The 25,246-nt window shown below is 60.3% G+C and carries 26 protein-coding genes; 15 read left to right on the forward strand and 11 right to left on the reverse strand.

What is annotated here, in order from left to right; genetic code table 11:
- Window positions 1-124 precede the first annotated feature (124 nt).
- From QQS52_RS11030 to QQS52_RS11060, 7 genes are all read left to right on the forward strand, one after another.
- Window positions 125-1,369: an alpha/beta hydrolase gene (locus QQS52_RS11030; RefSeq protein WP_472773896.1), complete on the forward strand. Its 1,245-nt coding sequence runs from the start codon at window positions 125-127 to the stop codon at window positions 1,367-1,369.
- Between the two features lie 200 nt (window positions 1,370-1,569).
- The gene (locus tag QQS52_RS11035; RefSeq protein ID WP_472773897.1) at window positions 1,570-2,103 is read left to right on the forward strand and encodes a YceI family protein; all 534 of its coding nucleotides are present in this window, start codon (window positions 1,570-1,572) and stop codon (window positions 2,101-2,103) included.
- Between the two features lie 105 nt (window positions 2,104-2,208).
- Window positions 2,209-4,761 (forward strand): aminopeptidase N, encoded by a 2,553-nt coding sequence (pepN, locus tag QQS52_RS11040; RefSeq protein WP_472773898.1) that lies wholly within the window; start codon window positions 2,209-2,211, stop codon window positions 4,759-4,761.
- 94 nt (window positions 4,762-4,855) lie between these two features.
- Entirely contained in the window at window positions 4,856-5,533 is a 678-nt protein-coding gene (locus QQS52_RS11045; protein ID WP_472773899.1) for a sigma-70 family RNA polymerase sigma factor, read from the forward strand.
- Window positions 5,534-5,664: 131 nt separating this feature from the next.
- Window positions 5,665-6,591, forward strand: a complete 927-nt coding sequence (gene trxB / locus QQS52_RS11050; protein WP_472773900.1) for a thioredoxin-disulfide reductase — start codon at window positions 5,665-5,667, stop codon at window positions 6,589-6,591.
- A gap of 6 nt (window positions 6,592-6,597) precedes the next feature.
- Window positions 6,598-6,921, forward strand: a complete 324-nt coding sequence (gene trxA / locus QQS52_RS11055) for a thioredoxin (protein WP_070767829.1) — start codon at window positions 6,598-6,600, stop codon at window positions 6,919-6,921.
- A 38-nt stretch (window positions 6,922-6,959) separates the two neighbouring features.
- Window positions 6,960-8,141 carry an N-acetylmuramoyl-L-alanine amidase gene (locus QQS52_RS11060; protein ID WP_472773918.1) on the forward strand — a complete coding sequence of 394 codons (1,182 nt, stop codon included), beginning with the start codon at window positions 6,960-6,962 and terminating at the stop codon, window positions 8,139-8,141.
- A gap of 80 nt (window positions 8,142-8,221) precedes the next feature.
- Here the strand turns inward: QQS52_RS11060 and QQS52_RS11065 are convergent, their stop codons facing one another.
- From QQS52_RS11065 to rpmH, 7 genes are read right to left on the reverse strand one after another with little or no spacing between them, the layout of a single operon-like run.
- Window positions 8,222-9,310: a ParB/RepB/Spo0J family partition protein gene (locus QQS52_RS11065; RefSeq protein ID WP_472773901.1), complete on the reverse strand. Its 1,089-nt coding sequence runs from the start codon at window positions 9,308-9,310 to the stop codon at window positions 8,222-8,224.
- Between the two features lie 4 nt (window positions 9,311-9,314).
- Complete coding sequence (locus tag QQS52_RS11070; RefSeq protein ID WP_472773902.1) at window positions 9,315-10,166, reverse strand: ParA family protein; 852 nt, start codon at window positions 10,164-10,166, stop codon at window positions 9,315-9,317.
- A 10-nt stretch (window positions 10,167-10,176) separates the two neighbouring features.
- Window positions 10,177-10,785 (reverse strand): 16S rRNA (guanine(527)-N(7))-methyltransferase RsmG, encoded by a 609-nt coding sequence (gene rsmG, locus QQS52_RS11075; protein WP_472773903.1) that lies wholly within the window; start codon window positions 10,783-10,785, stop codon window positions 10,177-10,179.
- Window positions 10,786-10,839: 54 nt separating this feature from the next.
- Window positions 10,840-11,817 carry a membrane protein insertase YidC gene (gene yidC, locus QQS52_RS11080; protein ID WP_472773904.1) on the reverse strand — a complete coding sequence of 326 codons (978 nt, stop codon included), beginning with the start codon at window positions 11,815-11,817 and terminating at the stop codon, window positions 10,840-10,842.
- A gap of 12 nt (window positions 11,818-11,829) precedes the next feature.
- Window positions 11,830-12,099, reverse strand: a complete 270-nt coding sequence (gene yidD / locus QQS52_RS11085) for a membrane protein insertion efficiency factor YidD (RefSeq protein WP_472773905.1) — start codon at window positions 12,097-12,099, stop codon at window positions 11,830-11,832.
- On the reverse strand, window positions 12,087-12,443 hold the full coding sequence (gene rnpA / locus QQS52_RS11090) for a ribonuclease P protein component (protein ID WP_472773906.1): 357 nt from the start codon (window positions 12,441-12,443) through the stop codon (window positions 12,087-12,089). The genes yidD and rnpA overlap by 13 nt, the downstream gene beginning before the upstream one ends.
- A 5-nt stretch (window positions 12,444-12,448) precedes the next feature.
- Window positions 12,449-12,592 carry a 50S ribosomal protein L34 gene (gene rpmH / locus QQS52_RS11095; protein WP_035106118.1) on the reverse strand — a complete coding sequence of 48 codons (144 nt, stop codon included), beginning with the start codon at window positions 12,590-12,592 and terminating at the stop codon, window positions 12,449-12,451.
- Between the two features lie 660 nt (window positions 12,593-13,252).
- Between rpmH and dnaA the strand changes: the two genes are divergently transcribed.
- The 5 genes from dnaA to gyrB all read left to right on the forward strand — a co-directional run bounded on the left by dnaA (window position 13,253) and on the right by gyrB (window position 20,916).
- Complete coding sequence (gene dnaA / locus QQS52_RS11100) at window positions 13,253-14,920, forward strand: chromosomal replication initiator protein DnaA (protein ID WP_472773907.1); 1,668 nt, start codon at window positions 13,253-13,255, stop codon at window positions 14,918-14,920.
- A 704-nt stretch (window positions 14,921-15,624) separates the two neighbouring features.
- Window positions 15,625-16,815 (forward strand): DNA polymerase III subunit beta, encoded by a 1,191-nt coding sequence (gene dnaN / locus QQS52_RS11105; protein WP_472773908.1) that lies wholly within the window; start codon window positions 15,625-15,627, stop codon window positions 16,813-16,815.
- Between the two features lie 25 nt (window positions 16,816-16,840).
- Window positions 16,841-18,025 carry a DNA replication/repair protein RecF gene (gene recF / locus QQS52_RS11110; protein ID WP_472773909.1) on the forward strand — a complete coding sequence of 395 codons (1,185 nt, stop codon included), beginning with the start codon at window positions 16,841-16,843 and terminating at the stop codon, window positions 18,023-18,025.
- Entirely contained in the window at window positions 18,025-18,729 is a 705-nt protein-coding gene (locus tag QQS52_RS11115) for a DciA family protein (protein WP_472773910.1), read from the forward strand. Before recF ends, QQS52_RS11115 begins: the two co-directional genes overlap by 1 nt.
- A 114-nt stretch (window positions 18,730-18,843) precedes the next feature.
- Window positions 18,844-20,916, forward strand: a complete 2,073-nt coding sequence (gene gyrB, locus QQS52_RS11120; protein WP_472773911.1) for a DNA topoisomerase (ATP-hydrolyzing) subunit B — start codon at window positions 18,844-18,846, stop codon at window positions 20,914-20,916.
- An 80-nt stretch (window positions 20,917-20,996) separates the two neighbouring features.
- Here gyrB and QQS52_RS11125 read toward each other — a convergent pair whose 3' ends face one another.
- The 4 genes from QQS52_RS11125 to QQS52_RS11140 all read right to left on the reverse strand — a co-directional run bounded on the left by QQS52_RS11125 (window position 20,997) and on the right by QQS52_RS11140 (window position 23,317).
- Window positions 20,997-21,671, reverse strand: a complete 675-nt coding sequence (locus tag QQS52_RS11125) for a response regulator (protein ID WP_472773912.1) — start codon at window positions 21,669-21,671, stop codon at window positions 20,997-20,999.
- Window positions 21,664-21,957 (reverse strand): ATP-binding protein, encoded by a 294-nt coding sequence (locus QQS52_RS11130; protein WP_472773919.1) that lies wholly within the window; start codon window positions 21,955-21,957, stop codon window positions 21,664-21,666. The genes QQS52_RS11125 and QQS52_RS11130 overlap by 8 nt, the downstream gene beginning before the upstream one ends.
- Before the next feature lie 27 nt (window positions 21,958-21,984).
- Window positions 21,985-22,560 (reverse strand): sensor histidine kinase, encoded by a 576-nt coding sequence (locus QQS52_RS11135; RefSeq protein ID WP_472773913.1) that lies wholly within the window; start codon window positions 22,558-22,560, stop codon window positions 21,985-21,987.
- Between the two features lie 322 nt (window positions 22,561-22,882).
- A complete protein-coding gene (locus QQS52_RS11140; RefSeq protein ID WP_472773914.1) occupies window positions 22,883-23,317 on the reverse strand; it encodes a hypothetical protein in 435 nt (144 codons plus the stop codon).
- Between the two features lie 251 nt (window positions 23,318-23,568).
- On the opposite strand from QQS52_RS11140, the gene QQS52_RS11145 reads away from it, so the two are divergent.
- Genes QQS52_RS11145 through QQS52_RS11155 form a run of 3 tightly spaced genes read left to right on the forward strand, consistent with a single transcriptional unit; the run spans window position 23,569 to window position 24,897 of the window.
- On the forward strand, window positions 23,569-24,042 hold the full coding sequence (locus tag QQS52_RS11145) for a hypothetical protein (protein WP_472773915.1): 474 nt from the start codon (window positions 23,569-23,571) through the stop codon (window positions 24,040-24,042).
- A gap of 11 nt (window positions 24,043-24,053) precedes the next feature.
- The gene (locus tag QQS52_RS11150) at window positions 24,054-24,473 is read left to right on the forward strand and encodes a hypothetical protein (RefSeq protein WP_472773916.1); all 420 of its coding nucleotides are present in this window, start codon (window positions 24,054-24,056) and stop codon (window positions 24,471-24,473) included.
- Entirely contained in the window at window positions 24,445-24,897 is a 453-nt protein-coding gene (locus tag QQS52_RS11155) for a hypothetical protein (RefSeq protein WP_472773917.1), read from the forward strand. Before QQS52_RS11150 ends, QQS52_RS11155 begins: the two co-directional genes overlap by 29 nt.
- The last annotated feature ends 349 nt before the right edge of the window (window positions 24,898-25,246 follow it).

Genomic DNA, 25,246 nt, shown 5'->3' on the forward strand with positions numbered 1-25,246 from the left:
GACATGGTGGTAGATTACCTTTCTTCCAGCCCGACTGGGCTGGATATCAGGTGTCCACCAAACAGGGGTCAGGTCCGTCGGCGACTCTATTTATATCCAAACAGGGACCAATAAAGTTTGTCGATTGGATGCCACCGCCCAGCGTAATCTGGATTGCCCACCGAGTAGGCCTGATAATTCACCGATTAAGGATTTGCCCCTCTGGACGTTCATCCAAAGTGGTGAGTTTGCATGCCACCCTGAAGTATATAATTTTGCTGCGGAACTACAAATCGGGACTCGAGTAGATGACGCACTCGTCGCGGTTATTGAACGGCAAACAGACTACAACGAGGGTGATGCCTGGTATATCAAAGCTAGGGGGCTTACACTCGACCAAAACCATCCAAGTATAGATCCACTCCCAGGGCCACCATTTATTTGGGTCTTACTCGAAAGCACCCAAGGAAGTTTACTTTGCATCATCCCACTAGCCACAGAACTCTTGAACGCGAAGACCTCTCCATTAATTCCACTGTTCTATTGTTCGCATTCGTTTCAAGAATTGGGCCACCCGTTGTTCAAGCTAGGTTTGGGGGCTAAACGACTTGAGTTAAAAGCCGAAGAAATTTTCAGTCCCGTTACGGAAATTAGCCGAGATTTCGAAATTCGCAGAGTCTCGAAGGAAAATCCAATTCCGTCGATCACTACTATATATTCCACGAAATTAGGCCGCGAAGTACCCATGGTACTTACGGTCTATGGCGGTTTCGACCAGCCACTTCGACCCCTAGTTAGGGAAGACTTCGATGACCACGACTGTCAGCTTGGTTTTATTCACAATCGAGGTGGCGGAGAACTTAAGGAATTCTTGAACGGAATACCTGTTTCACACATGGCAAGAGCTGGCCTTACCGATGTCCTTGACACGATAGATAAACTCTCCGATGAGACCAACACACCACTACACTTGACAGGAAGCTCTCACGGTGGGTTTCTATGTTTGCTCGCCGGAATTCTAAGGCCGCAACTTATATCCCGTATTAGTGTTGTATCTCCGCTGATAGATTTACACTCGTATATGAGCTCACCCATAGGCACAAAATTTGCTGACTACTACCGGAATTTGGCCCCAAACCATGATCCCCTTCACTTACTGAAGAGCTTCGAGGGTACACAACTTCCGAATGTACAACTGATAGCTCCTAATGAAGACCAGAATCTCGGCCCACAAGACTATGCTTCGTTTCTCGAAGACTGGCTCAACCACGGGGGACGTGGCGAGCTACTTTTCCACGCCGGCGACCACTTCTCGCCGCCTAGCGACCAATTAGCTTTTTTCGCAGAGAAGCAACATCGTTTTCTGAACCCTGTCCAACGTACTCACTGATGAGTTCGATCTTCAAAAACACGGGTACCGAGGTTTGTTTAGCTATTAACTAAAAAATTATCTCTTAGCAGGTTTGACAGATTTAAACCTTGTGTATCATCGGTTGTAGACGCATCAACAAATGGTGCGCAGAGAATTATATAGACTGGCGCTTGCCAAACAAACATCGCCTACTACACCGACTACTTCAAGGAGTAACAATGACCAACCTCGCAGGTAACTTCGTTCTGGACCCGGCCCACACCACCATCGGCTTCGTCGCCCGCCACGCCATGGTGACCAAGGTCCGTGGCAACTTCACCGAGTTCGACTCCCACATCACCATCGCGGACAACATCACTGACTCCCAGGCCGAGGTCACCATCAAGGCTGGCTCCATCAACTCCGGCAACGCCGACCGCGACAACCACGTCAAGGGCGAGGACTTCTTCAACGTTAAATCCTTCCCGGAGATCACCTTCACCGCCACCGAGTTCAAGGTGGACGAGTCCGGCAACGGCTCCGTCACCGGCGACCTGACCATCAAGGGGACCACCAAGCCGGTGACCCTGGAGCTCGAGACCGACGGTATCGCCGAGGACCCGTTCGGCAACACCCGCCTGGGCTTCGAGGCCAAGGGCAAGATCAACCGCACCGACTTCGGCGTTGACTTCAACGCCCCACTCAAGACCGGCGGTGTGCTGGTCTCCGAGGAAATCAAGCTGGAGATCGAGGCCTCCGCTATCAAGCAGTAAGGCGCTCGCCTCCTTCCAGCCCCAACCAGACCCCCGGGTCGGCTCGTAGACTTTGCGAAGCCGATTCCGGGGCTTCCGGCGTTTCCAGGCACTACTGTGGTGGCTATGACTTCGCAGACTACCTCCGTGCCCGAACCCGCCACCCTCACCCAGGAGGCGGCGCGCCACCGCAGCGAGAACCTGCGGGTGGACTCCTACGATCTGCACCTGGATCTCAGCGCCGCGGCCACCCAGGCCACCTTCGACGTGCACGTCGTCGTGGAGTTTTCCACCGCTGACCCGCACGTCTTCCTGGACTACCTGGGCGCCAGCGTGGATAGCGTCACCCTCAACGGCCAGCCGAGCCCGTTTACCTTCGCCGACGGCTGGCTGACCCTCGACGACGTGCCGGTGGGCCAGACCGTGCGCCTCGAGGTCCACGGCCAAAGCCGCTATTCCCGCACAGGCCAGGGCCTGCACCGCATGGTTGACACGGCGGACGACGCCGTCTATATCTACTCCCACCTGGAGCCCTCCGACGCCCGCCGCATCTTCCCGTGCTTCGACCAGCCGGACCTGAAAGCCGTCTTCAACGTCCACATCACAGCCCCCGCCACCTGGCAGGTGCTGTCCAACCAGCCGGAAGTCAGCCGCACCGACTGCGGCGAGGACTGCGTGACCGTTAGCTTCGCGCCCACCCCGCCGCTGTCGACCTACCTGACCGCCTTCGCGGCTGGGCCCTACCGCGTGGTGGAGGACACCTGGGCCCCGGAGCGCGACAGCGCCCAGCCGATCCAGCTGCGGGCCTTCAGCCGTGCGTCCATGGCGGACTACCTCGACGCCGAGATCCTTGAGCTGACCCAGCAGGGCCTGGGCTTCTTCCACGCGCACTACGACTTCCCGTACCCGTGGGGCAAGTACGACTCCATCTTCGTGCCGGAATACAACCTGGGCGCCATGGAAAACCCGGGCCTGGTCACCTTCACGGAGAAGTACCTCTTCCGCTCGCAGGCCACCCGCGCCCAGCACGCCGGGCGGGCGAACACCATCCTCCACGAGATGTCGCACATGTGGTTCGGCGACCTAGTGACCCCGCGCTGGTGGGACGATCTGTGGCTGAAGGAGTCTTTCGCCGAGTTCATGGGCGCGGATTCCTCGGTGGAGGCCACCGCCTACACGGAGGCCTGGGCGAATTTCGCCGGCAGCCGCAAGAACTGGGCCTGCCAGCAGGACCAGCTGCGCACCACGCACCCCATCAAGGCGGAGATCCCGGACGTGGACGCCGCCCGCCAGAACTTCGACGGCATCACCTACGCCAAGGGCGCCGCCGTGTTGAAGCAGCTGGTCCACTACGTCGGCCGCGAGGCCTTCTACGCCGGTGCGCGGGACTATTTCGCCGCCCACGCCTTCGCCGCCGCTACCTTCGACGACTTCCTGGACGCGCTGGCTGGGCATACCGACCGCGACCTGACGGAGTGGGCGCGGCACTGGCTGCGCACCGCCGGCATCGACAGCCTGCGCCCGAAGATCACCGGCACCACAACCATCGAGCACCTCTCCATTCTCAGCGAGGACCCGGAATCCACCCGCCCGCACCGCTTGGACGTGACGCTGCTGGACGAGCGCTTGCGAAAGCAGGCCACCTTCGACGTCGATATCGCAGCGGGCGCCGGAGCCACGGAGATCCCCGCGGCCACCGGGCTGGACCTGCCCGCGCTGGTGGTGGTCAACGACTCGGACCACGCCTACGCCAAGGTGGGCTTCAACGACCGTTCCCTGGAGACCATCCGCACCCGACTATCCGAGATCGACAGCGATCTGACCCGGGCGGTGATCTGGACCGGGGTGTGGAACATGACCCGCGACGGCGCTTGGCCGGTCAGCCAGTACGTGGAGACGGTCACCCGCCACGCCGCCGCGGAGACCAACGCGACTTTGCTTGCCACCGCGCTGAACAACGCGCACTACGCGATCAACTGCTTCGTGCCGGAGGCCGAGCAGGACCCGGCCCGCACCGACTTCGCGGACCGGCTCTGGGACCTCGTCCACCGGGCAGCGCCCGGCTCCGACGAGCAGCTCATCCTGACCCGCAGCACGATTGCCGCCCTGGCCGCCGCGCCCGGCGACGCCCCTATCGCGCGCCTGAAGGAGCTGCTGGACGGGCAGCTTGCCGGTCTGCGCCTCGATCCGGATGTGCGCTGGTCCCTGGTCAAGGCCCTGCGCGCCCGCGACGCCTTCAGCGCCGAGGATCTGGCGGCGGAGCAGGCCAACGATGCCACGCTGACCGGCGCCGCAGCCGCCCTCGGCGCGCGCTATTCCACCCCGGACGCCGCCACCAAGCGCGAGGTTTTCGACCTGGTATCCGCCCCGGAGAAGTTCTCCAACGCCCAGATCGACTCCCTGTTGGCTGCCTTCAACGCCCCGCGCTCGAAGGCCCTGCGCGAGCCCTTCGCCCAGGCCTATTTCGATAAGCTGTCGCACCTCTGGGAGTCCCACCCCATCGAGATTGCCAACCGGCTGGTCCGCGGCCTCTACCCGTACCTGCCGGACAGTGACGCGGCCACCACGGCCTTTATCGAGAGCCACCAGCCCCCGCGCGCGCTGGCCCGCGTGCTGACCGAATGCCAAGACGAGCTGCGCCGCCGGCAGGCCGTAAAGGCCTCGCCGGCCCAGCACTAGGAGCACCTTCCCGAGAAAACTTCGCTTCCCCGAGTGGCGCAGGTCGCAAAAATAAGGTGGAATAGGAGTCACCATCACTTTTTAAAACTCGGGGGTGTTTCAAGCGATGGGCTCGGGGGAGACTCTATCCAGCCATAAAACTGACCAAGCAGATCACACAGACAGCACAGACAACACAACCAGCACAAGCAGCGCAAACAGCGCGAGCAGGACTGACAACACGGGGCGCGACAAGACCGATCAGGAACTAGTCGACGCGTATATCGGGGGAGACGGCAAGGCGTTTTCCGCCATCGTGGAGCGCCACCGCTCGCGCCTGACCACCGTGGCGCGGCGGTACACGCACAACGACACGGACGCCCAAGACATCGTGCAGGAGGCGCTGCTGCGTGCCAGCCGGAAGCTGCACACCTACCGGCGGGAAGCCCAGCTGGGTACTTGGCTGCACCGGCTGGTGATGAACTCCGGCTACGACTTCCTCAATCACCGCTCCAACCGGGAGAATTATTCCCTGGACGCGGGCGTCGTGGACGAGGACTACAACCACCTTTTGGCCTGCACCAACGACCGGGACGTGGACCTGCGGTTGACGCTCAGCGCCGCGCTGCGCCTGCTGCGCCCGGATCAACGGGTGGCGTTGTGGCTGATCGACGTCGCCGGCTTCGACGTGGCCGAGGTCGCCCGCCAGCAGGGCGTGGCGCCTGGGACCATCAAGTCCCGCCGCGCCCGGGCCAAGGGGGTCCTTAAAGAAGCCATCTCCTTTAGCCCGTGAGAAACCGGCGAATGGTTAAGGTTGTGTATCAACTTCGCGCAGGCCCGCGCTGTCGATGCGGGAGTTTTCCCTAGACCGAGTAGAATCTGGGGCGTTAAGCGACTCGATTTGAATCAAGGGGAGTTACACACATGACCGTTCACAATGTCGCCATCGTTGGATCCGGCCCGGCCGGCTACACCGCGGCGCTGTATGCGGCCCGCGCGGAGTTAAACCCCATCGTCTTCGAAGGTTTCGAATACGGCGGCGAGCTGATGAACACCACCGAGGTAGAAAACTACCCCGGCTTCCAGAAGGGCATCATGGGCCCGGACCTCATGGAGGAAATGCGCGCTCAGGCCACCCGTTTCGGCGCTGACCTGCGCATGGAGGTCGTCGACTCCGTGGAGCTCGACGGCGAGATTAAGAAGCTGCACGTCGGCGACGAGGTCTTCGAGGCCCGCACCGTCATCCTGGCGACCGGCGCCGCCCCGCGTCACCTGGGCGTGCCGGGTGAGCAGGAGCTGACCGGCCGCGGCGTGTCCACCTGCGCGACCTGCGACGGTTTCTTCTTCAAGGACCACAACATCGCGGTCATCGGTGGCGGCGACTCCGCCATGGAGGAGGCGACCTTCCTGACCAAGTTCGCGGAGACCGTGACCATCGTGCACCGTTCCGAGAACTTCCGCGCCTCCAAGATCATGCTGGAGCGCGCGCAGCAGAACCCGCAGATTAACTGGGAGCTCAACCAGACCGTCGAGCGCGTCCTCGAAGAAGACGGTAAGGTCAGCGGCCTGGAGCTGCGCAACGCGGTGACGGGGGAGACCAAGACCCTCGACGTGACCGCCATGTTCGTGGCCATCGGACACGACCCGCGCTCGGCCTTCCTGGAGGGCCAGGTGGACCTCAACGAGGCCGGTTACGTCACCGTGACCCACCCGGGCACCCAGACCAACCTGCCAGGCGTCTTTGCCTGCGGCGACTTAGTCGATGACCACTACCAGCAAGCCATCACCGCCGCCGGCTCTGGTTGCCGCGCGGCGATCGATGCGGAACATTTTCTCGCGGAGAATCGTTAAATTATTATGAGCAATGTCAAAGAAGTGACCACTGATAACTTCCGTTCCGAGGTTATCGAGGCCGGTAAGCCGGTCGTCGTCGATTTCTGGGCGGACTGGTGCGGCCCCTGCAAGAAGCTCTCCCCGCTGCTGGACGAGATCGCAGAAGAGCTGGGCGACAAGGTCGGCGTCGTGAAGGTCAACGTCGAGGAGCAGCGCAACCTGGCGGCCATGTTCCAGATCATGTCCCTGCCGTCGGTGCTGATCTTTAAAAACGGCGAGAAGGTCGAGGAATTTGCTGGGTTGCGCAGCAAGGAAGACATTCTGTCCAAGATCAACAACCACCTTTAACCGTGGTTCAGGGATCCTTGAAGGATGAAGGAATGAATGTGAATCGCGTTTTAAGTGTGGGCGACACCAGCGTGCGCGTCGCTGAGGCACGCGCGAACCTGGCTCGCCTCGGTCAGCTGACTCAGTACTCCGGCGAAGTAAGCGCCTGGAAGAAACAGAGCTACTCGGAGCAAGACAAATACTTTGATGCTGAGTTGGCGGAAGCGATCAAGGCTTTCCAGCAGTCGCGAGGGATCATCCCCTCCGGTCGCATTGATGACATGACGCTGCGGGAGATGCGCCTGGCGTCCTATTCCCTCGGCACCCGTGTCCTGCAATTCCAGCAGGGCAGCGAGCTGGTCGGCGATGACGTCTCGCAGCTCCAATCCCAGCTGGAAGAGCTTGGCTTTTACCACAACCGCGTGGACGGGCACTTCGGCCAGTACACTCACGATGCGCTAGCTGATTACCAGCTCAACAGCGGCCTGCAGGCCGACGGCGTGTGCGGTCCGGTCACCCTCCGAGCCTTAAGCCTGCTGGGGCGCCGGATCACCGGCGGCTCGGCACACCACATCCAGGAGCGCGAGCGCGTGCGCAACGCGGGCCCGAAGCTCAGCGGCAAGCGCGTGGTTATCGATCCGGGCCTCGGCGGCTCTCGCAAGGGCCGGACCGTAACCGGGCGCTACGGCGAGATCACCGAGGAAGAGCTCATCTGGGATCTCGCCCAGCGCGTCGAAGGCCGCATGATTGCCGCCGGGATGGAGACCATCCTCTCCCGCCCCCGCATGCACGATCCGTCGATCAAGGAACGCTCCGAAATGGCCAACGCCTTCGACGCGGACCTGGTCATCTCCCTGGCCTGTGACTCCTACGCCAACGAGAAGGCCAACGGCGTTGCCACGTTCTACTTCGGTTCCGAGTCTGGCAACTCCTCGCTCATCGGGGAGACCCTTTCCGGGTTCATCCAGCGCGAAATCGTGGCGCGCACGCACCTGACCAACTGCCGCAACCACGGCCGCACCTGGGAGCTGCTGCGCTTTACCCAGATGCCCGTCGTGCAGGTGGTGCTGGGCTACCTGACCAACCCGCACGACACGGAGGTCCTCACCGATCCCGCCAAGCGCGACGATATCGCCGAGGCCATCGTCGTGGCCGTCAAGCGCCTCTACCTCATGGACGAGGACAACCTGGCCACCGGCACCTACAAATTCGCCGAGCTGCTCGAGGCCGAGCAGTCCTAGGACCTAAAAAGCCACGGTAAACACAAAAGCCAGCGTCGAGAGTCCCGACGCTGGCTTTTGTGTTGCGGGGGAAGCCACAGCTAGTTCTTCTCACCCTCGATGAGGGACATGATGCGCTCGAAGTCTTCCTGGTCACCGAATTCCACGACCATCTTGCCCTTGCGCTTGCCCATGGTCACCGTGACCTTGGTGTCGAAGCGATCGGACAGCCACTCGGCGGAGTCGGTGAAGTACTGCGGCTGCACCGGCGCCTGGCGCTTGGCCGGTTGCTCGGCCTTGCCCTGCCGCTTGTAGAGAGTCACGGCCTCCTCCGTGGCGCGCACGGACAGACCCTCGGCTACGATGCGGTTGGCGATTTCTTCCATCGCCTCGGCTGAATCCAGGCCCAGAAGGGCGCGCGCGTGGCCGGAGCTGAGCACCCCGGCGGCGACGCGTTTTTGCACCGCTACCGGCAGGCGCAGGAGGCGCAGCATGTTGGTCACCTGCGGGCGGGAGCGACCCAGGCGGTCGGCCAGCTCATTCTGCGTGACCCTGAATTCCTCCAGCAGCTGCTGGTAGGCGTTGGCCTCTTCCAGCGGGTTGAGCTGCACGCGGTGGAGGTTTTCCAGCAGGGCGTCGCGCAGCATGCTGTCGTCGGTGGTGTCCCGCACGATGGCCGGCACCGTGGCCAGACCCGCCTTGGCGGAGGCTCGCCAGCGGCGCTCACCCATGATGAGCTCGAAGCCGCCCCCTTCCGCAGGCCGCACCACAATGGGCTGTAGGAGGCCGAATTCCTTGATCGAGTGGACCAGCTCCCTGAGCTCGTCCTCGTCGAAGACCGTACGCGGCTGCTTCGGGTTGGGCAGAATGTCGCCCACGGGGACCTCGCGGTAGGTGGCCCCAATAGCGGCCGGCTTCGGCTGCTTCTTCTTGCCGGTGTTCCCGGACTGGATGGTGGGAGCACCCTTCACGCGCTTGCCCTCGGAACCGCCCTCGGAGGAGCCTTCAGCGGGCGTGCGCGAGGTGGCGTTGCCCAGGATGACGTCCGCCGCGGTATCCCCCAGGCGCGGCTTGCGGGTCGGCGCGTCCGGCCCGGACGGGATGAGTGCCGCCAAACCGCGGCCGAGACCGCCGTGCTGCGCCTTCGGTGCCTTGCCCGCCTTGGGTGCTCCTGCTTTCTTATCCGCCATGGTTTTAGCCTTCCTCCAATTCCGCGAAAATTTCCGGGCTTACCCCAATGGCGCCCGTGGTGGGGTGGGGGCGGTAGTCGCCCCGCTCATCGAGTTCCCGGGCGGCCGCCACGTAGGCGCGCGCACCAGTCGATGACGGATCATAGTCCACGACGGTCTTGCCGTAGCCTGGGGCTTCCGAGACCCGAATGGAGCGCGGTATGACATTGCCCAAAACGACGGCGCCGAACTGATCGCGGACCTCGTCAGCGACCTGCTCGGCCAGCTTCGTGCGGGCGTCGAACATGGTCAACAGCACGCCCGAGATGTGCAGATCCTCGTTCAGGTGCTCCCGGATCATGGAGATATTGCCCAGCAGCTGGCCCACGCCCTCCAAAGCGTAGTACTCGCACTGAATGGGGATGATGACTTCTTCCGCACACGTCATCGCGTTGATGGTGAGCAGGCCCAGTGACGGCGGGCAGTCGATAAAGACGTAGTCGAATTCGTGCTCGTCCAAAAAGCCCTTGTGCAGGGCGTCGTACAGGCGGAACTCGCGCCGTACCAAAGAGACCATCTCGATCTCCGCCCCCGCCAGATCAATAGTGGCGGGGATGCAGTACAGGTTGTCCACGTCCGAGCACTTCTGCATGGCCTGGTCCGCGCGGCGATCGCCCAGCAGCACTTCGTAGCTGGAGTCCGTGCCCGAATTGTGAGCCGCCCCGACAGCGGTAGAGGCGTTGCCCTGCGGGTCCAAGTCGACCACCAACACCTTGTGCCCGGAATCCGCCAGTGCGGCGGCGAGGTTCACGGCGCTGGTGGTCTTGCCGACACCGCCTTTTTGGTTGGCGATGGTGATAAGCCGGGGAGTAGTCATGCCCACTACTCTAGTTCACGCGCGGGACACGGATGACGGTGGTTCCCCGCACCGTAGTGACCTCGGCTTTACCGCCGCCGGCCCGCATAATATCCGCCGCATCCCGCTCGAGCTCGTCACGTACCGACTCGCCCTTTAAGGCGATCATCTCGCCGCCCTTGCGCACCAGCGGCAGAGACCACTTGGCCAGCTTGCCCAACGGCGCCACCGCGCGGGAGGTCACCACGTCGCAGCCGCTAACGGCCTTCTTGATGGGGCCTTCCTCGGCGCGCCCGCGCCAGACGGTGACGTTGTCCAGGCCCAGCAGGTCTACCACCTCGTTGAGGTAGTTGTAGCGCTTGAGGAGGGGCTCAACCAGATCCAGGTGCAGATCCGGGCGGACGATGGCCAGCGGGATGCCCGGCAGGCCGGCGCCCGAGCCGACGTCGACCACGCGGGCATCGGCAGCAATGAGCTCTTCGACCACGGCGCAGTTGAGCAGATGGCGGTCCCAGAGGCGCGGCACCTCGCGGGGGCCGATAAAACCACGAGTGGACCCGTCCGTAGCGAGCGAGTCGTGGTAGACCTGCGCCAGCGGCAGGCGGGAACCGAATACTACAGACGGGTCCAGTTGGGACACTCTATTCTCCGTTTTCTTGTGGTGTACTCCTGAGAAACTAGCCCGAAAAAGGAGCTAGCCCTGACGGCGCTGCTTCTTGCTGCGGTTGTCCTTCTTGCGCGCCCCCGGCTTCGGAGCCGTGGTGCGCTTGAGCTCGCGCTTGGCCTCTTCCTCGGCTTCTTCCTCAGCGTCCATCTTGGCGTAGATGGTGCGGGTCTGGAAGAAGGTCCAAACGGTGTTGGCCAGCATGTAGAACAGCAGGCCGATGGGCCAGATGAAGCCGGAGAAGACCAACATGCCCGGCATGACCCAGAGCATCATCTTGTTCATGACAGCCATCTGCTGTTGCATCATCTGCGCGTTATCGCCCTCCGGCGCGTTGACCTTGCCGGCCTGGCGGCGCTTCTCCTGACGGTTCAAGCTCATACGGGCGTTGAAGTGGGTCAAGGTCGCAATGATAGCAATCAGCGGCACGATGAGAACGGCCGCCTGGCCGACGGTAACGTCCTCAAGGACCGGGGAGTTCACGCGCAGGTTGGCCACCAGCGGAACGCCAAAAATCTTCGCGTCTAGGAACTGCTGGACCAGCTCGGGGCTGAAGATGTAGTTGGCGGTCTGGCTGTTTTGTTCGACCGTCATCGGCTCCCCGGCCGTGTGGCCTAGCCCGCCCGCCACGGAGACGGTTCGGTCGAAGGAGCGCAGGACGTGGAACAGGCCGATGAACATCGGGATCTGGGCCAACATCGGCAGACAGCCGGCCACCGGCTTGACGCCCGACTCCTTGTAGACCTTCTGCATCTCTTCGGCAGCTTTGGTCTTATCGTTGGCGTATTTGCTGCGGATCTCCTGCATCTTCGGCTGGATCTCCTGCATGCGACGCGAGGACCTGATCTGCGTGATGGTCGGCTTAACCATGATCGCCTTCAAGGTCCACGTCAGCAGAACAATCGCCAGGATCCAGGTGATACCGGCCGCCGGATCGAGCACGAAGCTCAGCAGCCAGTGCCAGAACCACAGGACGGCCGAAATAGGCCAGTAGATGATATTAAGCACTGAAACGAATTCCTAAGTTTTCTTCTTTACTGGATCAAACCCGCCGGGATGCCACGGGCCGCACTTTGCCAAGCGCGCCAGTGCCATCCCGGTGCCGCGCACGGCCCCATGCACCGAAATAGCTTCCAGCGCATAAGCGCTGCAGGTCGGTTCGAAACGACAGGTCGAAACCAGTTTAAGGCCTGATAAATGTTTTTGGTAGAAGCGCACCATAGCAACCAACGGCTTCGCTACGCCACGAGCAGCCGGGATTTCTTCCCCGGAGCTATTTAGGTACGGCATGCGCGGGCCAAGGCCTTCCGCAGGTCGGCGTCCAGCTGGGAACTCGGGGCGTTACCGCTGGCGGGCAGGGCGCGGATCACCACGTCGTAGTGCCCGGGCAGTTCGTCTAGCAGTCCGAGGCACACATGGCGAAGCCGCCGGGAGGTGCGGTGGCGAACCACGGCGTTCCCGACGGCTTTCGAGACCACCAGCCCGAACCGCGGACCTGTGACCGCGATATCGTCACGCTGGTGAGAAGTGTCTAAGACATGCACCACGAGGGTGCGTGACCCAGCCCGGCGCCCGCCTTTGATGGTCCGGCGAAAATGCGCCGGCGAGGTGAGCTTATGGGGTTTAGGGAGCACTTGTCTTAAGCGGTCAGCTTAGCGCGACCCTTCTTGCGACGTGCGGCCACGATGGCGCGACCTGCACGGGTGTTCATACGAGTACGGAAGCCGTGCTTGCGCGCACGACGACGGTTGTTCGGCTGGAACGTCCGCTTTCCCTTTGCCACGGTAAAACTCCTTGAAATTTGGGTGTGGAGGCGCAGAGCGCAAACCCTCGCCTCCACGACGATTAGATTCCGTAAAGCGCAACCAAAGCGCGCGATCTTGGCGCGAGTTATGCATTTACGCGCAACCATAAAGTTGCGATAGACCCTGACAGATTACGTGACGAACCCACCTCGGAACAAATCGACACACAGGGGTACCCGAAATTACAAAGATGTTGTTTCGCCCAGCTAAGGCCATAGATTTGCCAGTCTTACTGGGATTGTGCCATCACCGTGACACCCACGCCGGGAAGCGACACGCGGAGGGACGAAATCGCCCGCTAGACAGCGCCGCGATCGAAGGGGTATCAATGAAGAATCGATATTCCACAGGAAGCACTCGGGTGTGGATAACCCTTAATTGACAGTTGAGACTTACGGAATTTCCCAAGGTCAAAACCGTTAAACACCCGAGTGGCGTTTATCCACACCCAATCGTATAGGCTGTGGATAAACTGATCTTTCACACCTGTGAAAACTTCTGTGGAGACCGAGGTTAACCACAAAATCCCGTTGTGGAAGACCCCGTGGAAAACTGTAATTTCGGCAATCCGCGCGTCCTCCGGCGCGCTTTTGGCTTCTAAATGTCCCTATCCGTCAACGAGAATAAAAGGCAACGGTGTGTCTGATCCGCAAGCGAACATAAACGCCACCTGGCGAACTGTGGTCGATAATCTCCTGGCTCAATCCGAGCAGCCAGACTCCGACGTACCAACCTTTACCCACTCCCAGCGGCTGTACCTGCAGATCGCCCGTCCCATCATGGTCATGAACGGCTACGCGCTGATCGCCGCGCCCGATGAAACCGGCAAGCGCACCCTCGAGCAGGAACTGGGCCACTACATCACCAAGTCCCTCAACCGGCACCTAGCCAGCCCCTGCGCCCTGGCCGTGACGGTCGCCGCCCCTGAGGCCCCCGCCGCGCCGCAGCAGACCCCGGAACCAGGACCGGAACCCGAGCCGGGCCTGCACCAAGTGGACGTGACCAAGATGCCGGACTTCCCGCACCAGATCACGGATCCAACCACCTCCCAGACCGCTACGCAGCCGGCGCCGGAGCAGCGCGAGTTCAGCGAACAGCCGCACCGCCGCGAGCCGTGGTCCCAGACCCACGCGCCGGCCAGCCTGGACGAACTGGCGGATCACTACCAACAGCAACAACCGGAAGCCCCCGCCCCGGTGGAGCAACCGCAGCAGACGCCGCACTACGGCAACCGGATGCCGCGCGAGGAGCCGGCGCACGACCCGAACCGCGATCAGTCGCTGAACCCGAAGCACACCTTCGACAGCTTCGTCATCGGCTCGTCCAACCGCTTCGCCAACGGCGCGGCCGTCGCAGTCGCCGAAAACCCGGCCCGCGCTTACAACCCCCTGTTTATCTGGGGCGGCTCCGGCCTGGGCAAGACTCACTTGCTCCACGCCGCCGGCAACTACGCGCAGTACCTGCACAAGGGCCTGCGGGTCAAGTACGTTTCCTCCGAAGAATTCACCAACGACTACATCAACTCCCTGCGCGACGACCGCCAGGAGTCCTTCAAGCGGCGCTACCGCAACCTGGACATCCTCATGGTCGACGACATCCAGTTCCTGGAGGGCAAGGAGTCGACGCAGGAGGAGTTCTTCCACACCTTCAACGCCTTACATCAAGCCAACAAGCAGATCATCTTGTCGTCTGACCGCCCGCCCAAGCAGCTGACCACCCTGGAGGACCGTCTGCGCACGCGCTTTGAGGGCGGGCTCATCACGGATATTCAGCCGCCGGACCTGGAAACGCGCATTGCCATCCTGATGAAGAAGGCGGCCGCCGACGGCACCACCGTCGACCGCGCGGTCCTGGAGCTCATCGCCTCCCGCTTCGAGTCCTCGATCCGCGAGCTGGAGGGCGCGCTCATCCGCGTCTCGGCCTATTCTTCGCTGGTCAACGAGCCCATCAACGTCGAGATGGCCGAGATCGCCCTACGGGACCTGGCCCCGGATGCCGCCGATGCCCAGATCACCCCGGCCACCATCATGGACGTGACCGCGGAGTACTTCGACATCGAGGTCTCCACGCTGACCGGCGCCGGCAAGAAGCGCACCGTCGCCCACGCGCGCCAGCTGGCCATGTACCTATGCCGCGAGCTCACCGAGCTCTCCCTGCCGAAGATCGGCGATCACTTCGGCGGCAAGGATCACACCACCGTCATGTACGCCGATCGCAAGATCCGCAAGGAAATGACGGAAAAGCGCGCCACCTACGACGAGATCCAAACCCTGACCCAACGGATCAAGGCCCGCGGGCGCAGCTAACCGCGACAAAGAACACAGAGCCCAAGGCCCGCCATCTCCCCGAGGGACGGCGGGCCTTTTCTGCGTCTCTAGTCCTCCGGCCTATCTTCTTGGTCACTCGGTAACTCGGACACAGAGTCGGTGTCATTTTGGAATTACACATCCCGCAGCCCGCCACCAGCCCTTCCGGTCCGGCCTCACACTGGGCGTCGCACCAGCTCGCAGCGGGGAAAGAAATTTATCCACAACCATTATCCACACCTGTGTAATTACAGATTTGTAATTCATAGATCCGCCTCACAAAAATGAATTACACAGGGCGAACACCTCCGAGCTCCATCTGTGAGGGGATTTGTGTAATTCCGGTGATCAAACCGCGCGCCCCTGTGATCAAATGACAAGAATCCGAATTTGATCACAAATCGGCCGTTTTGATCACAGAATGATCACAGTCAAACCCACAGCCCGGATCTGCGCTCCGAACTTGTCATTTAGGGCGCTATCCACAGATCCCACAGCGGTTATTACTACTGCTACTTTAAATTTCTAGAGATCCAGCAAAACTAGGGTGTGTGAAAAAGTCCGGCCCCGGCTCGCCTCGCCCACCGGGACGGCCCGGACTAGAATGACAAAATGTCGTTCAACCCGCGGATCGAGCGCGGGTACTGATCGGGTAAGTTGGAAGCACTTACATAATTCGCGAATTTCTAGGAGCTAGACCCACAATGGATGATTCCTCTTCCGTGTCATTCCGCGTGGCCAAGGACGACCTGTCCAGCGCAGTCGCCTGGGTTGCTCGCAACCTGCCAACCAAGGTCACGCAGCCTGTCCTGCGCGCTATGCTCATCACCGCTGACGAGCAGGGACTGGAACTTACCGGTTTTGATTACGAGGTATCCACGCGCGTGCGGATCCCGGCGGAAGTGGAAAACCCCGGCCGAATTGCCGTTGCCGGCAAGCTGATCGCTGAGATTGTGGCTAACCTGCCCAACCAGCCGGTGGACCTGCGCCTAGACGGCAACAAGGTTTTGTTGACCTGTAGCTCCTCTCGCTTCGAGCTGCCGCTTATTCCCCTGGATGATTACCCGCAGCTGCCGACGCTGCCGGGAATCACCGGCACCATTAACCCGCAGCTCTTCGTGGACGCGATCTTCCAGGTCGCCTCAGCTGCCGGTAAGGATGACACGCTGCCGATGCTCACGGGCGTGCACATGGACATCCAGGGAAAGACCATTCACCTCACGGCCACGGACCGTTTCCGCCTGGCTATGCGCACGGTAGAATGGGAGCCGGAGGATGACAGTATCGAGGCCAAGCTCCTGGTCCCGGCGAAAACTCTGCAGGACAACGCCCGCACGCTGGATACCAGCCTGAACACCCCGGTCGAGATTGCGGTCGGCACCGGTGAGAACATTGGCGGCGACGGCCTGTTCGGCCTGCACGCCGACAGCCGCGAGACCACCACGCGCATGCTGGACGCGGACTTCCCGAACGTCGCCCCGCTGCTGCCTAAGACCCACACGGCGATGGCCTCCATTGAGATTGGTCCGCTGCAGGAAGCCATCCGGCGCGTGTCCTTGCTGACGGAGCGCAACGCGCAGATCCGCATGCAGTTCACCTCCGGCCAGGTGATCCTGTCCGCCGGCGGTTCGGATTCCGGTACCGCGGAGGAAACCCTGCCGTGTGCCTTCTCCGGCGTTCCGGAGCTCATCATCGCGTTTAACCCGAGCTACCTGAAGGATGGCCTGGGCGTGGTGCACACCGACCGCGTGGTCTTCGGTTTTACCGAGCCGTCCCGGCCGGCCATCATGATCCCGGAACCTGAAAACATGCCGGAGGCAGACGCAGACGGTAATTTCCCGACCCCGGAGACCGACTTCACTTACCTGCTTATGCCGGTTCGCCTGCCCGGTTAAACAGAAAGCGGGGTGCGTCTAACGCATGTATATTCGCGATCTGGATCTGCGGGACTACCGTTCCTGGCCCAACTTGCACTTAAAGCTCGAGCCGGGAATCACCCTGTTCGTGGGCCGCAACGGTTTTGGCAAGACGAATATCGTCGAGGCAGTGGGCTATACCGCCCACCTGTCTTCGCACCGCGTCAACCACGACGCTCCGCTCATCCGCCAGGGCGCCCAGAATTCCCGCGTTTCCATGACCGCGGTCAACCAAGGCCGGGAGCTGACCACCCACCTTTTACTCAAGCCCCATGCTGCCAACCAGGCCCAGATCAACCGCACCCGCCTGAACTCGCCCCGCGAGCTGTTGGGCGTGGTCAAGACGGTTCTCTTTTGCCCGGAGGACCTGGCCTTGGTTCGCGGCGAGCCCGCCGAGCGCCGAGCCTACTTGGACACCATAATCGCCTCGCGCACCCCGCGGCTAGCCGGGGTCAAGGCGGATTACGACAAGGTGCTCAAGCAACGCAACGCCTTGTTGAAGTCGGCATCGCCGGCCCTGCGCCGCGGCTACCAGGACGACGAGGGTGCCTCGGCGCTTTCCACCTTGGACGTGTGGGACGGGCAGCTGGCACACCTGGGTGCCCAGGTGATTGCCGCCCGTCTCGAGCTCGTCGATGCCCTGTCCGAGCTCATCCCCGCCGCTTACGCGGGGTTGGCTCCCGAGTCGCGCCCGGCGGAGATTACCTACAAGTCCACGATCGAGACCAGTGACCGCGAGGTCTTAGAAGCTGTGCTGCTGGCGGAGTTAGGCAACGCCCGCAACCGGGAGATCGAACGCGGCATCTCGCTGGTCGGGCCGCACCGTGACGATCTCGTCCTGAACCTGGGGCCGCAGCCGGCCAAAGGTTTCGCCAGCCACGGCGAGACCTGGTCGTACACCATCGCGCTGCGCTTGGCGGAGTTCAACCTGTTGCGCCAGGAGGGAAGTGACCCGGTGCTGATTCTGGACGATGTCTTCGCCGAGCTGGATGCGAAGCGGCGCCAGAAGCTCGTGCACCTAGCCAGCGACGCCGAACAGGTACTCATCACCGCCGCGGTAGATGAGGATCTGCCGGACAACCTCGAGACCATCCACCGCTACGAGGTCACCGTGCGCGATACCGACGAGGGCCGGATCTCGGAAATCTCTGTGGAAGATGATTCCGTGGAAGACTCGGAGGAGCAGTAGTGGCGCGCTGGGTAGAACGCGAAGAATTTGACCCCGACGACCCGGTCAGTGAGTTCTTCCACCGCATTCGCCTGACGGCCAAGAACCCGCCCAAGCTGGCTCGCCGGGCCCGCAAGCTGCGGATGGAACCCGGTCGCGAGGATCTTTCGGTACCCGGCCTTGCCGGCAAGCTCCTAGGAAACTCGGCGGAGCGTCCAAAACGCGACGCGGACAACGACACTCAGGACACCGGCGACGAGCGGGATATTCACTCGATTTCTTCGCTCAAGCGGTATACCGAAATAGACAACTACCAGGGCTACCAGGAGGGCCGTCCTAGTGGCGCCGACGGCCGCCGGGTAGCCCGCTCCATCGGAGTCCCTAGCCTCGGCATGGCGTTGGGCCGCGAGATCATCGAGCGCGGTTGGCAGCAAGACCTAGCCCACGGCTGGATCATGGGGCACTGGGCCCTGCTGGTCGGCGAGCGCATCGCCGCGCACACCCGGCCAGAAAAGATCGATGGACAGACGGTCTACATCCAGACCGATAACTCCAACTGGGCCACGGAGCTGCGCTACCTGCAGCGCCAGATTATCAAGCGAATCGCCGAAACCATTGGCCACGATGTCGTCACCGAGCTGAAGATCGTAGGTCCCAAGCAACACCGCAACTACCAGGGCCGGATGTGGGTCAAACCTCAAGGTTCCCAAGACACCTACGGCTAATTTAGCCCTTAAAAGGCGGTTTTAAGGCGTGGTTGCCGGCCTTCAGTAGGGGACCACAGTGTAGAATGGTAAAGGTCTTAAAACTAGCTATAGCCAAAAGGAGAACGTAGTTCCGTGGCTGAACAACCAGCATATGATTCCGGATCAATCACGATCCTGGAGGGCCTCGAGGCAGTTCGCAAACGCCCGGGCATGTACATCGGTTCCACCGGCATACGCGGCCTACACCACCTGATCTGGGAGGTCGTGGACAACTCGGTCGATGAGGCGATGGCAGGTTACGCCACCAAGGTAACCGTGCGCCTGCTCAAGGACGGCGGGGTAGAGGTCATCGATGATGGCCGCGGTATCCCGGTTTCCATGCATGCTTCCGGCGCGCCCACCGTGCAGGTGGTCATGACCCAGCTGCACGCCGGCGGCAAGTTCGACTCGGATTCCTACGCGGTTTCCGGCGGCCTGCACGGCGTGGGTATCTCCGTGGTCAACGCGCTGTCCACGCGCGTCGAGGCGGAGATCAAGCGCGAAGGGAAGCACTGGTACCAGAACTTCGTCAACGCCATCCCGGAGGACCTGGTCGAGGGCGGCAACGCCCGGGGTACCGGCACCACCGTCCGCTTCTGGGCGGATCCGGAGATCTTCGAAACCACCGATTACGACTACGACACGATCGCGCGCCGCCTACAGGAGATGGCCTTCCTGAACAAGGGCCTGACCATCGAGTTGGTGGACGAGCGCGTCACCCAGGAGCAGCTCGAGCTCGAGGCCATCGCCGAGGCCGAGTCCGGGGAGTCGCAGCTGGACGCCGCCTCCTTCGACGACGCTGATATCAACGAGGATCCGGCCGAACCGGAATCCGCCGAGGAGCAGGCGGAGGACAAGCCGAAGAAGAAGCTGCAGAAGAAGGCCACGTTCTACTACCCCGAGGGACTGGTGGACTACGTGAAATTCCTCAACAAGACCAAGACTGCGATCCACCCGACCATCGTCAGCTTTGACGCTATCGGTGAGGACCACGAGGTCGAGGTCGCGCTGCAGTGGAACCAGGGCTACAAGGAGTCCGTCCACACCTTCGCGAACACGATTAATACCTACGAGGGTGGCACTCACGAGGAAGGCTTCCGCGCGGCGCTGACCTCCCTGATGAACCGTTACGCCAAGGAGCACAAGCTGCTCAAGGAAAAGGACGGCAACCTCTCCGGCGAGGACTGCCGTGAGGGCCTGGCCGCGGTCATCTCCGTTAAGGTGGGGGACCCGCAGTTCGAGGGCCAGACCAAGACCAAGCTGGGTAACTCCGAGATCAAGGGCTTCGTGCAGCGCGCGGTCAACGAGCACGTCAACGACTGGTTCGACGCCAACCCAGCGGAGGCCAAGGCCATCATCAACAAGGCCGTCTCCTCGGCCCACGCGCGCCAGGCCGCCCGCAAGGCCCGCGAGATGGTCCGTCGCAAGTCCGCCACCGACCTGGGCGGCCTGCCCGGCAAGCTGGCCGATTGCCGTTCCAAGGACCCGAAGATTTCGGAGCTCTACATCGTGGAGGGTGACTCCGCAGGTGGCTCCGCAAAGGCCGGCCGTGACTCCCTCTACCAGGCGATCCTGCCGCTGCGCGGCAAGATCCTGAACGTGGAGAAGGCCCGCATGGACAAGGTGCTTAAAAACGCCGAGGTCCAGGCCATCATTACCGCGCTGGGCACGGGTATCCACGAGGAATTCGATATCTCCAAGCTGCGCTACCACAAGATCGTGCTGATGGCCGACGCCGATGTCGATGGCCAGCACATCGCCACGCTGCTGCTGACCCTGCTGTTCCGTTTCATGCCGCAGTTGGTTGAGGAAGGCCACGTCTACCTGGCTAACCCGCCGCTCTACAAGTTGAAGTGGTCCAAGGGCGCCCCGGGTTACGCCTTCTCCGACGACGAGCGCGACGAGCAGCTTCAGGAGGGCCTGAACGCCGGCCGCAAGATCAACAAGGACGACGGCATCCAGCGCTACAAGGGCCTGGGCGAGATGAACGCCAAGGAGCTGTGGGAGACCACCCTGGATCCGACCACCCGCATCCTGCGTCGCGTGGATCTGGAAGACGCCCAGCGCGCCGATGAGCTGTTCTCCATCCTCATGGGCGACGACGTCTCCGCCCGCCGTTCGTTTATCACCCGCCGCGCCAAGGACGTCCGTTTCCTCGACGTCTAAGGCGGCCAACGGCAGTGGGAGTACTACTCCTGCTGCCGTTTCGCGTTTGCAGGTGCTGGTGGGACTTTTAGGTGACGCGTTTAGTGGTGACGCAACCACAACAGCACGGCTTTGACGCGGCGGTTGTCGTCCTGGGGGCTAAAGCCCAGTTTCATGAAGACGTTGGCCACGTGTTTGCTGACCGCACCGGCGGTGAGCACGAGGCGCTGTTGGATTTCGCCGTTGCTCAAACCTCGTGCCATGAGTTCTAGGACCTCTGTCTCCCGCGGGGTGAGGTTGGCTATACCGGAGCGACGCGATTGCATAAGCGAAGAAATGACCTCGGGATCCACGGCAATTCCACCACCTACAACCTCGCCCAGGGTACGGTTTAGTTCAGCTACGTCCGCGATACGTTCTTTCAGCAGGTACCCGAACCCGCCGTGCTCGAGTAGGGAATCGAGGTAGCTGGCGGCGACGTACTGGGACAAAACAACCACGGGCAGGTTACCGGCCCCAGCAGCCTCCCATTCACTCCGCAGTTCGTGAGCCGCACGCAATCCGTCATCGCTGTGTTCCGGGGGCATGCGAACATCCGTGACCACGATATCCGGTTGGATCTGGCGGACCTGCTGTTTGAGCTGGTCGGCATCGTTAGCAGTATGCACCTCGTGCCCGAGTGCAGACAAGAGCTCCCGGAGACCCTCGCGCAACAGGGCAGAGTCTTCCGCCAGCACGATGGTTAACGGCTGGGTAGAGGAATCGGTCTTAGTCATCTTTTCGCTCCTGCAGGTTGCGATAGGGCACGGTGAGTTCGAGACGTGCCCCACCAAGTCGGACATCGGGCAGTAGATTCAACGTTCCGTGCAGGTCAACCGCCCGTTCCCGCAGTCCCACTAGACCGGTGCCGGAGGTGCTCGGGGTGGCCGGCGGGCCTTGGCCGTCGTCTGCGATGGAAACGAGGACGGAGTCTGCCATCCATTCGACGCGCACCGCCACACGCTGGGCTTTACCGTGCTTCGTGGCATTGGTCAACGCTTCGGCCACGCAGTGGTAGGCCAGAAGGGCTGAGGTGGCGTCTAGCCCGCGTTAGCGGCCGGAAAAGGAGCGAGTCGTATCCAGCCCGCTATGCACCAGCAACTCGTCGATGGCAGCCTGCAAGCCCTCATCGTAAAGGACCTGGGGCGAGATCCCGCGGACCGTGGCGCGGAGGCTCGCCAGGGCCTCAGTCGCGTTGTGCCGCGCAGAGCGCAGAGCCTTCTCGGGGTCGCGATCAGACTGCAGCGCCAGCTCTAAGGTGGATAGATTTAACTGCAGCGCAGTCAGGTATTGCTGCGGTCCATCGTGTAGTTCCCGCTCTATGCGCTGGCGTTCGCCGTCGAAGGCGTCGATGACGGTAGCGCGCGAGGCGAGCAGAGAGTCCAGTTCCTGCTGGTCCGGGCTGAGTAGGACTGAGGTGGCTTTAACTGACAGACCGGTGATACCCCAGCTCCCGTAGAGCAGGACGATAAACAGGACTATTGCTAGCGGCCAGCACGCCGCGGCGACCAGGACCGGATTGTCGGTCGACCATAATCCCACCTCAAACCTGCTGTCGATGGAGCTTAAAAAGATAAACGGCATGGCAAACAACAACGGGATGAAAAGCACCGCGGCAAACCACACGATTGGAACCTATATACGGTAAACAAGTACTTTAAAGGGCTCTGTGAGGATAGGATGGAAGGTACCGACCGTATCTATGAAACTCCTATCTATGAGGCTTTCCGTACAAATGACGGAAAGAAGATTGGAACTGGCAGGTCATTCGTTCTCCGTGCAGTAGTAGAAACTACCATTTTCGTTCCTGGGGCTTCCGTGCCTCGTGGAGTGAAAACAATGTTCCCATTACATGACTCTAACGATGGGAGCGACGTAGTTCCTCAATGGTTTAACCCGGAAAAAGTCTAGACTAAAAAAATAAATTCGGTAAGACATAAGGAAAAAGTTAGCCGTGACCCGTTAGCGGAATGTAAATCTCTGTGTCTACTGTTCTGTCTGCTTTCATCCTTCTCAATTCCATAAAATGCTGAGGAACGTTGTTGCTGGCTTTCCCAAGCCACTCGATTTTATCTCCTGATCCATAGTCCAAGTCCCCGGCAAGTGGGTCGCCAGCAAGCCTATCCGCCCAACCTTTTACAGCAGTATCTTCCTCCGAAGAGACACCCCCAGTACTCGGTATTGGGGGCAATTCCATACCAACATACGCAAGTCCTCGCGTAACTCTCATTACTGAAAATACGCAGTAGACGAATTGGGGAGTTCTCCAGGCCGCTCTAAGCTCGACAGCCCCTGGGGAAATCAGGTTTTCTTCAGCGAAATATCTCTTCAAAAGAGAATTCATATAGCCCCCGAAAGCTGATGAGCTCCACTCAGTCTTCATGTTCCACACTCCACATTTCAATGCGCCAAAATTTTGTCTTGCACCATTTCACTGTATTTTACAGCCGAAAAATATTCTCAAGGGTTTATTTCTAGGATCGTGCTCTGATTCTTATTCTCTCCGAGACAGGTGACACTTGTAGAAGTTGATTACACCCTAGTTTTACGCGCACTCATACCGCCAAGTTGCATGTAAAATAGGGGGATAGCGTATGCGTAACTAAAACTTCTAAAGTGCGGGATGGAAGATCTGTGTGGATAGATATCGAACAAATCGATATTGGCCGATTAGCAATAAAATTGTCGGTGGCACTAGACAAATGGATAGTGAACGAAAACAGTTATAAAAGCAAGACAGATATAGCTCCATTATTCATAGTGCAATGTCCTTCTCATTTCGAGATCGCCCTTACCCTCCGCGTTAAAGTCCTAAAACGGACGGCAATTGTAGGTTATGAGGCTGGCTACCAGCGCTATGTATGGTCACCTTATTTATACGAAGAAATCGCCGATTCAATTGTTTTCGACACATTAGCTGGCGACTATCCAATCCTTAAAGCAGATTTTTCCGAGCCGGACAAAATTGTATGGGCTGGAGGAAAGAAAGCTGCAGATGCAAAGGCGCAGTCCATCGGAGATTTTTTAAGCTACTATGAGGACTTAAATGAGCGTGCCAAGGAAAAAATCTGGATCAGCAAGGATTTTCCTTTAGAGAAGCTCTTGTAAGGAGGAGCAAAATGAGTTCATATAAAGACATCATCGCCTTCTCTGCTTCCATGCTCGTCAAGTCTCTGAGTGCATTGCAGATTTCTGCGGGAGAGGACAACGGCGAGTGGGGTGCCCAATTTCCGCAAGGTGTTGCCATCTTCGTTCCCGAGGGTGAGTATTTCACTGTTCGCATTGAGTCTTTTGGAACAATCCCGTCGGACAAGAAGCTGGTGGCAATGAACGCTATCAATGCGACGAATGACAACCTCGCTTTTGGCAAAGTGGTTCCTAATCTCATCGAGGGACGCCGGACGATTGTCTTCCGCAATCACTTCAACTTCACCCAAGGTGTGTCCCAATTCCAGCTGGATACGCTCATCGACGCCAGCTTGCATGTCGGGTTCAACGCGCTGGGAAAGATTGAAGAACTTTTTGAAGGAACGGAGTAAGACCATGGGTCTGTTTGGAAAGAAGAAGCCAGCGTTGTATGAAGCATCCGTTGAATCTATTGGGGAGGCACTTTCCACTCAGGGGCTTAGCTGTTCGCAATTGTCGACTGGAGGGTTGCTGACTCAGGTCAATGGGGTTCCTATCTACATCGTTGATCAGGACACGAACATTGGTATTGGTGGGATGATCCAGGCGCGTCAGCCTGAAGCAGAGGATCTCAATTGGATCAGCGACTTTAATAATCGTGCGCTGTGGCCGGTTGTCTTCCGTGTAGACCAGCAGACTGCGAGTGTTATCCACGCTGAGCATCGAATCATTAAGTACCTTGAGTACTCCGAAGCACAGTTGCGTGACGAAGCTTTGCTTGGAGCCCAGATTGTTGCGGAAACCTTGCTGCGTTATAGCGAAGAGCATCCGCAGTAGGTCGCTAGCCAATAAAACTCTCGGTATGGGCAAACAAGTATGATGAGTTGTTGAAAAACCGAATGCGACGATTAATCCGTTACGTGTAGTCCTAGTTATAGGTTCGGTGCTGCTACGGAAGTCGCCGGGCGTGACTTCTTTGCCCCGTGTGATTGTCACGTCTTGGCGCTCGTTTGCACCTGCGCACTCTAACGTTTTGAGCGCTCTTTGTTGCTCTTACTGATACGTGAATGCGTCGGCGTATTGCCTGACACAAGCGCCCTGCTATCTGGTCTGAAGCGTCCTGGGTTTAGTTCCGCTTCTTTTACGGCCCTGTGTTGATGGGCTGGGTGAGATAGTACTCGGTTTC

Source organism: Corynebacterium sp. 1103A, from assembly GCF_055700955.1.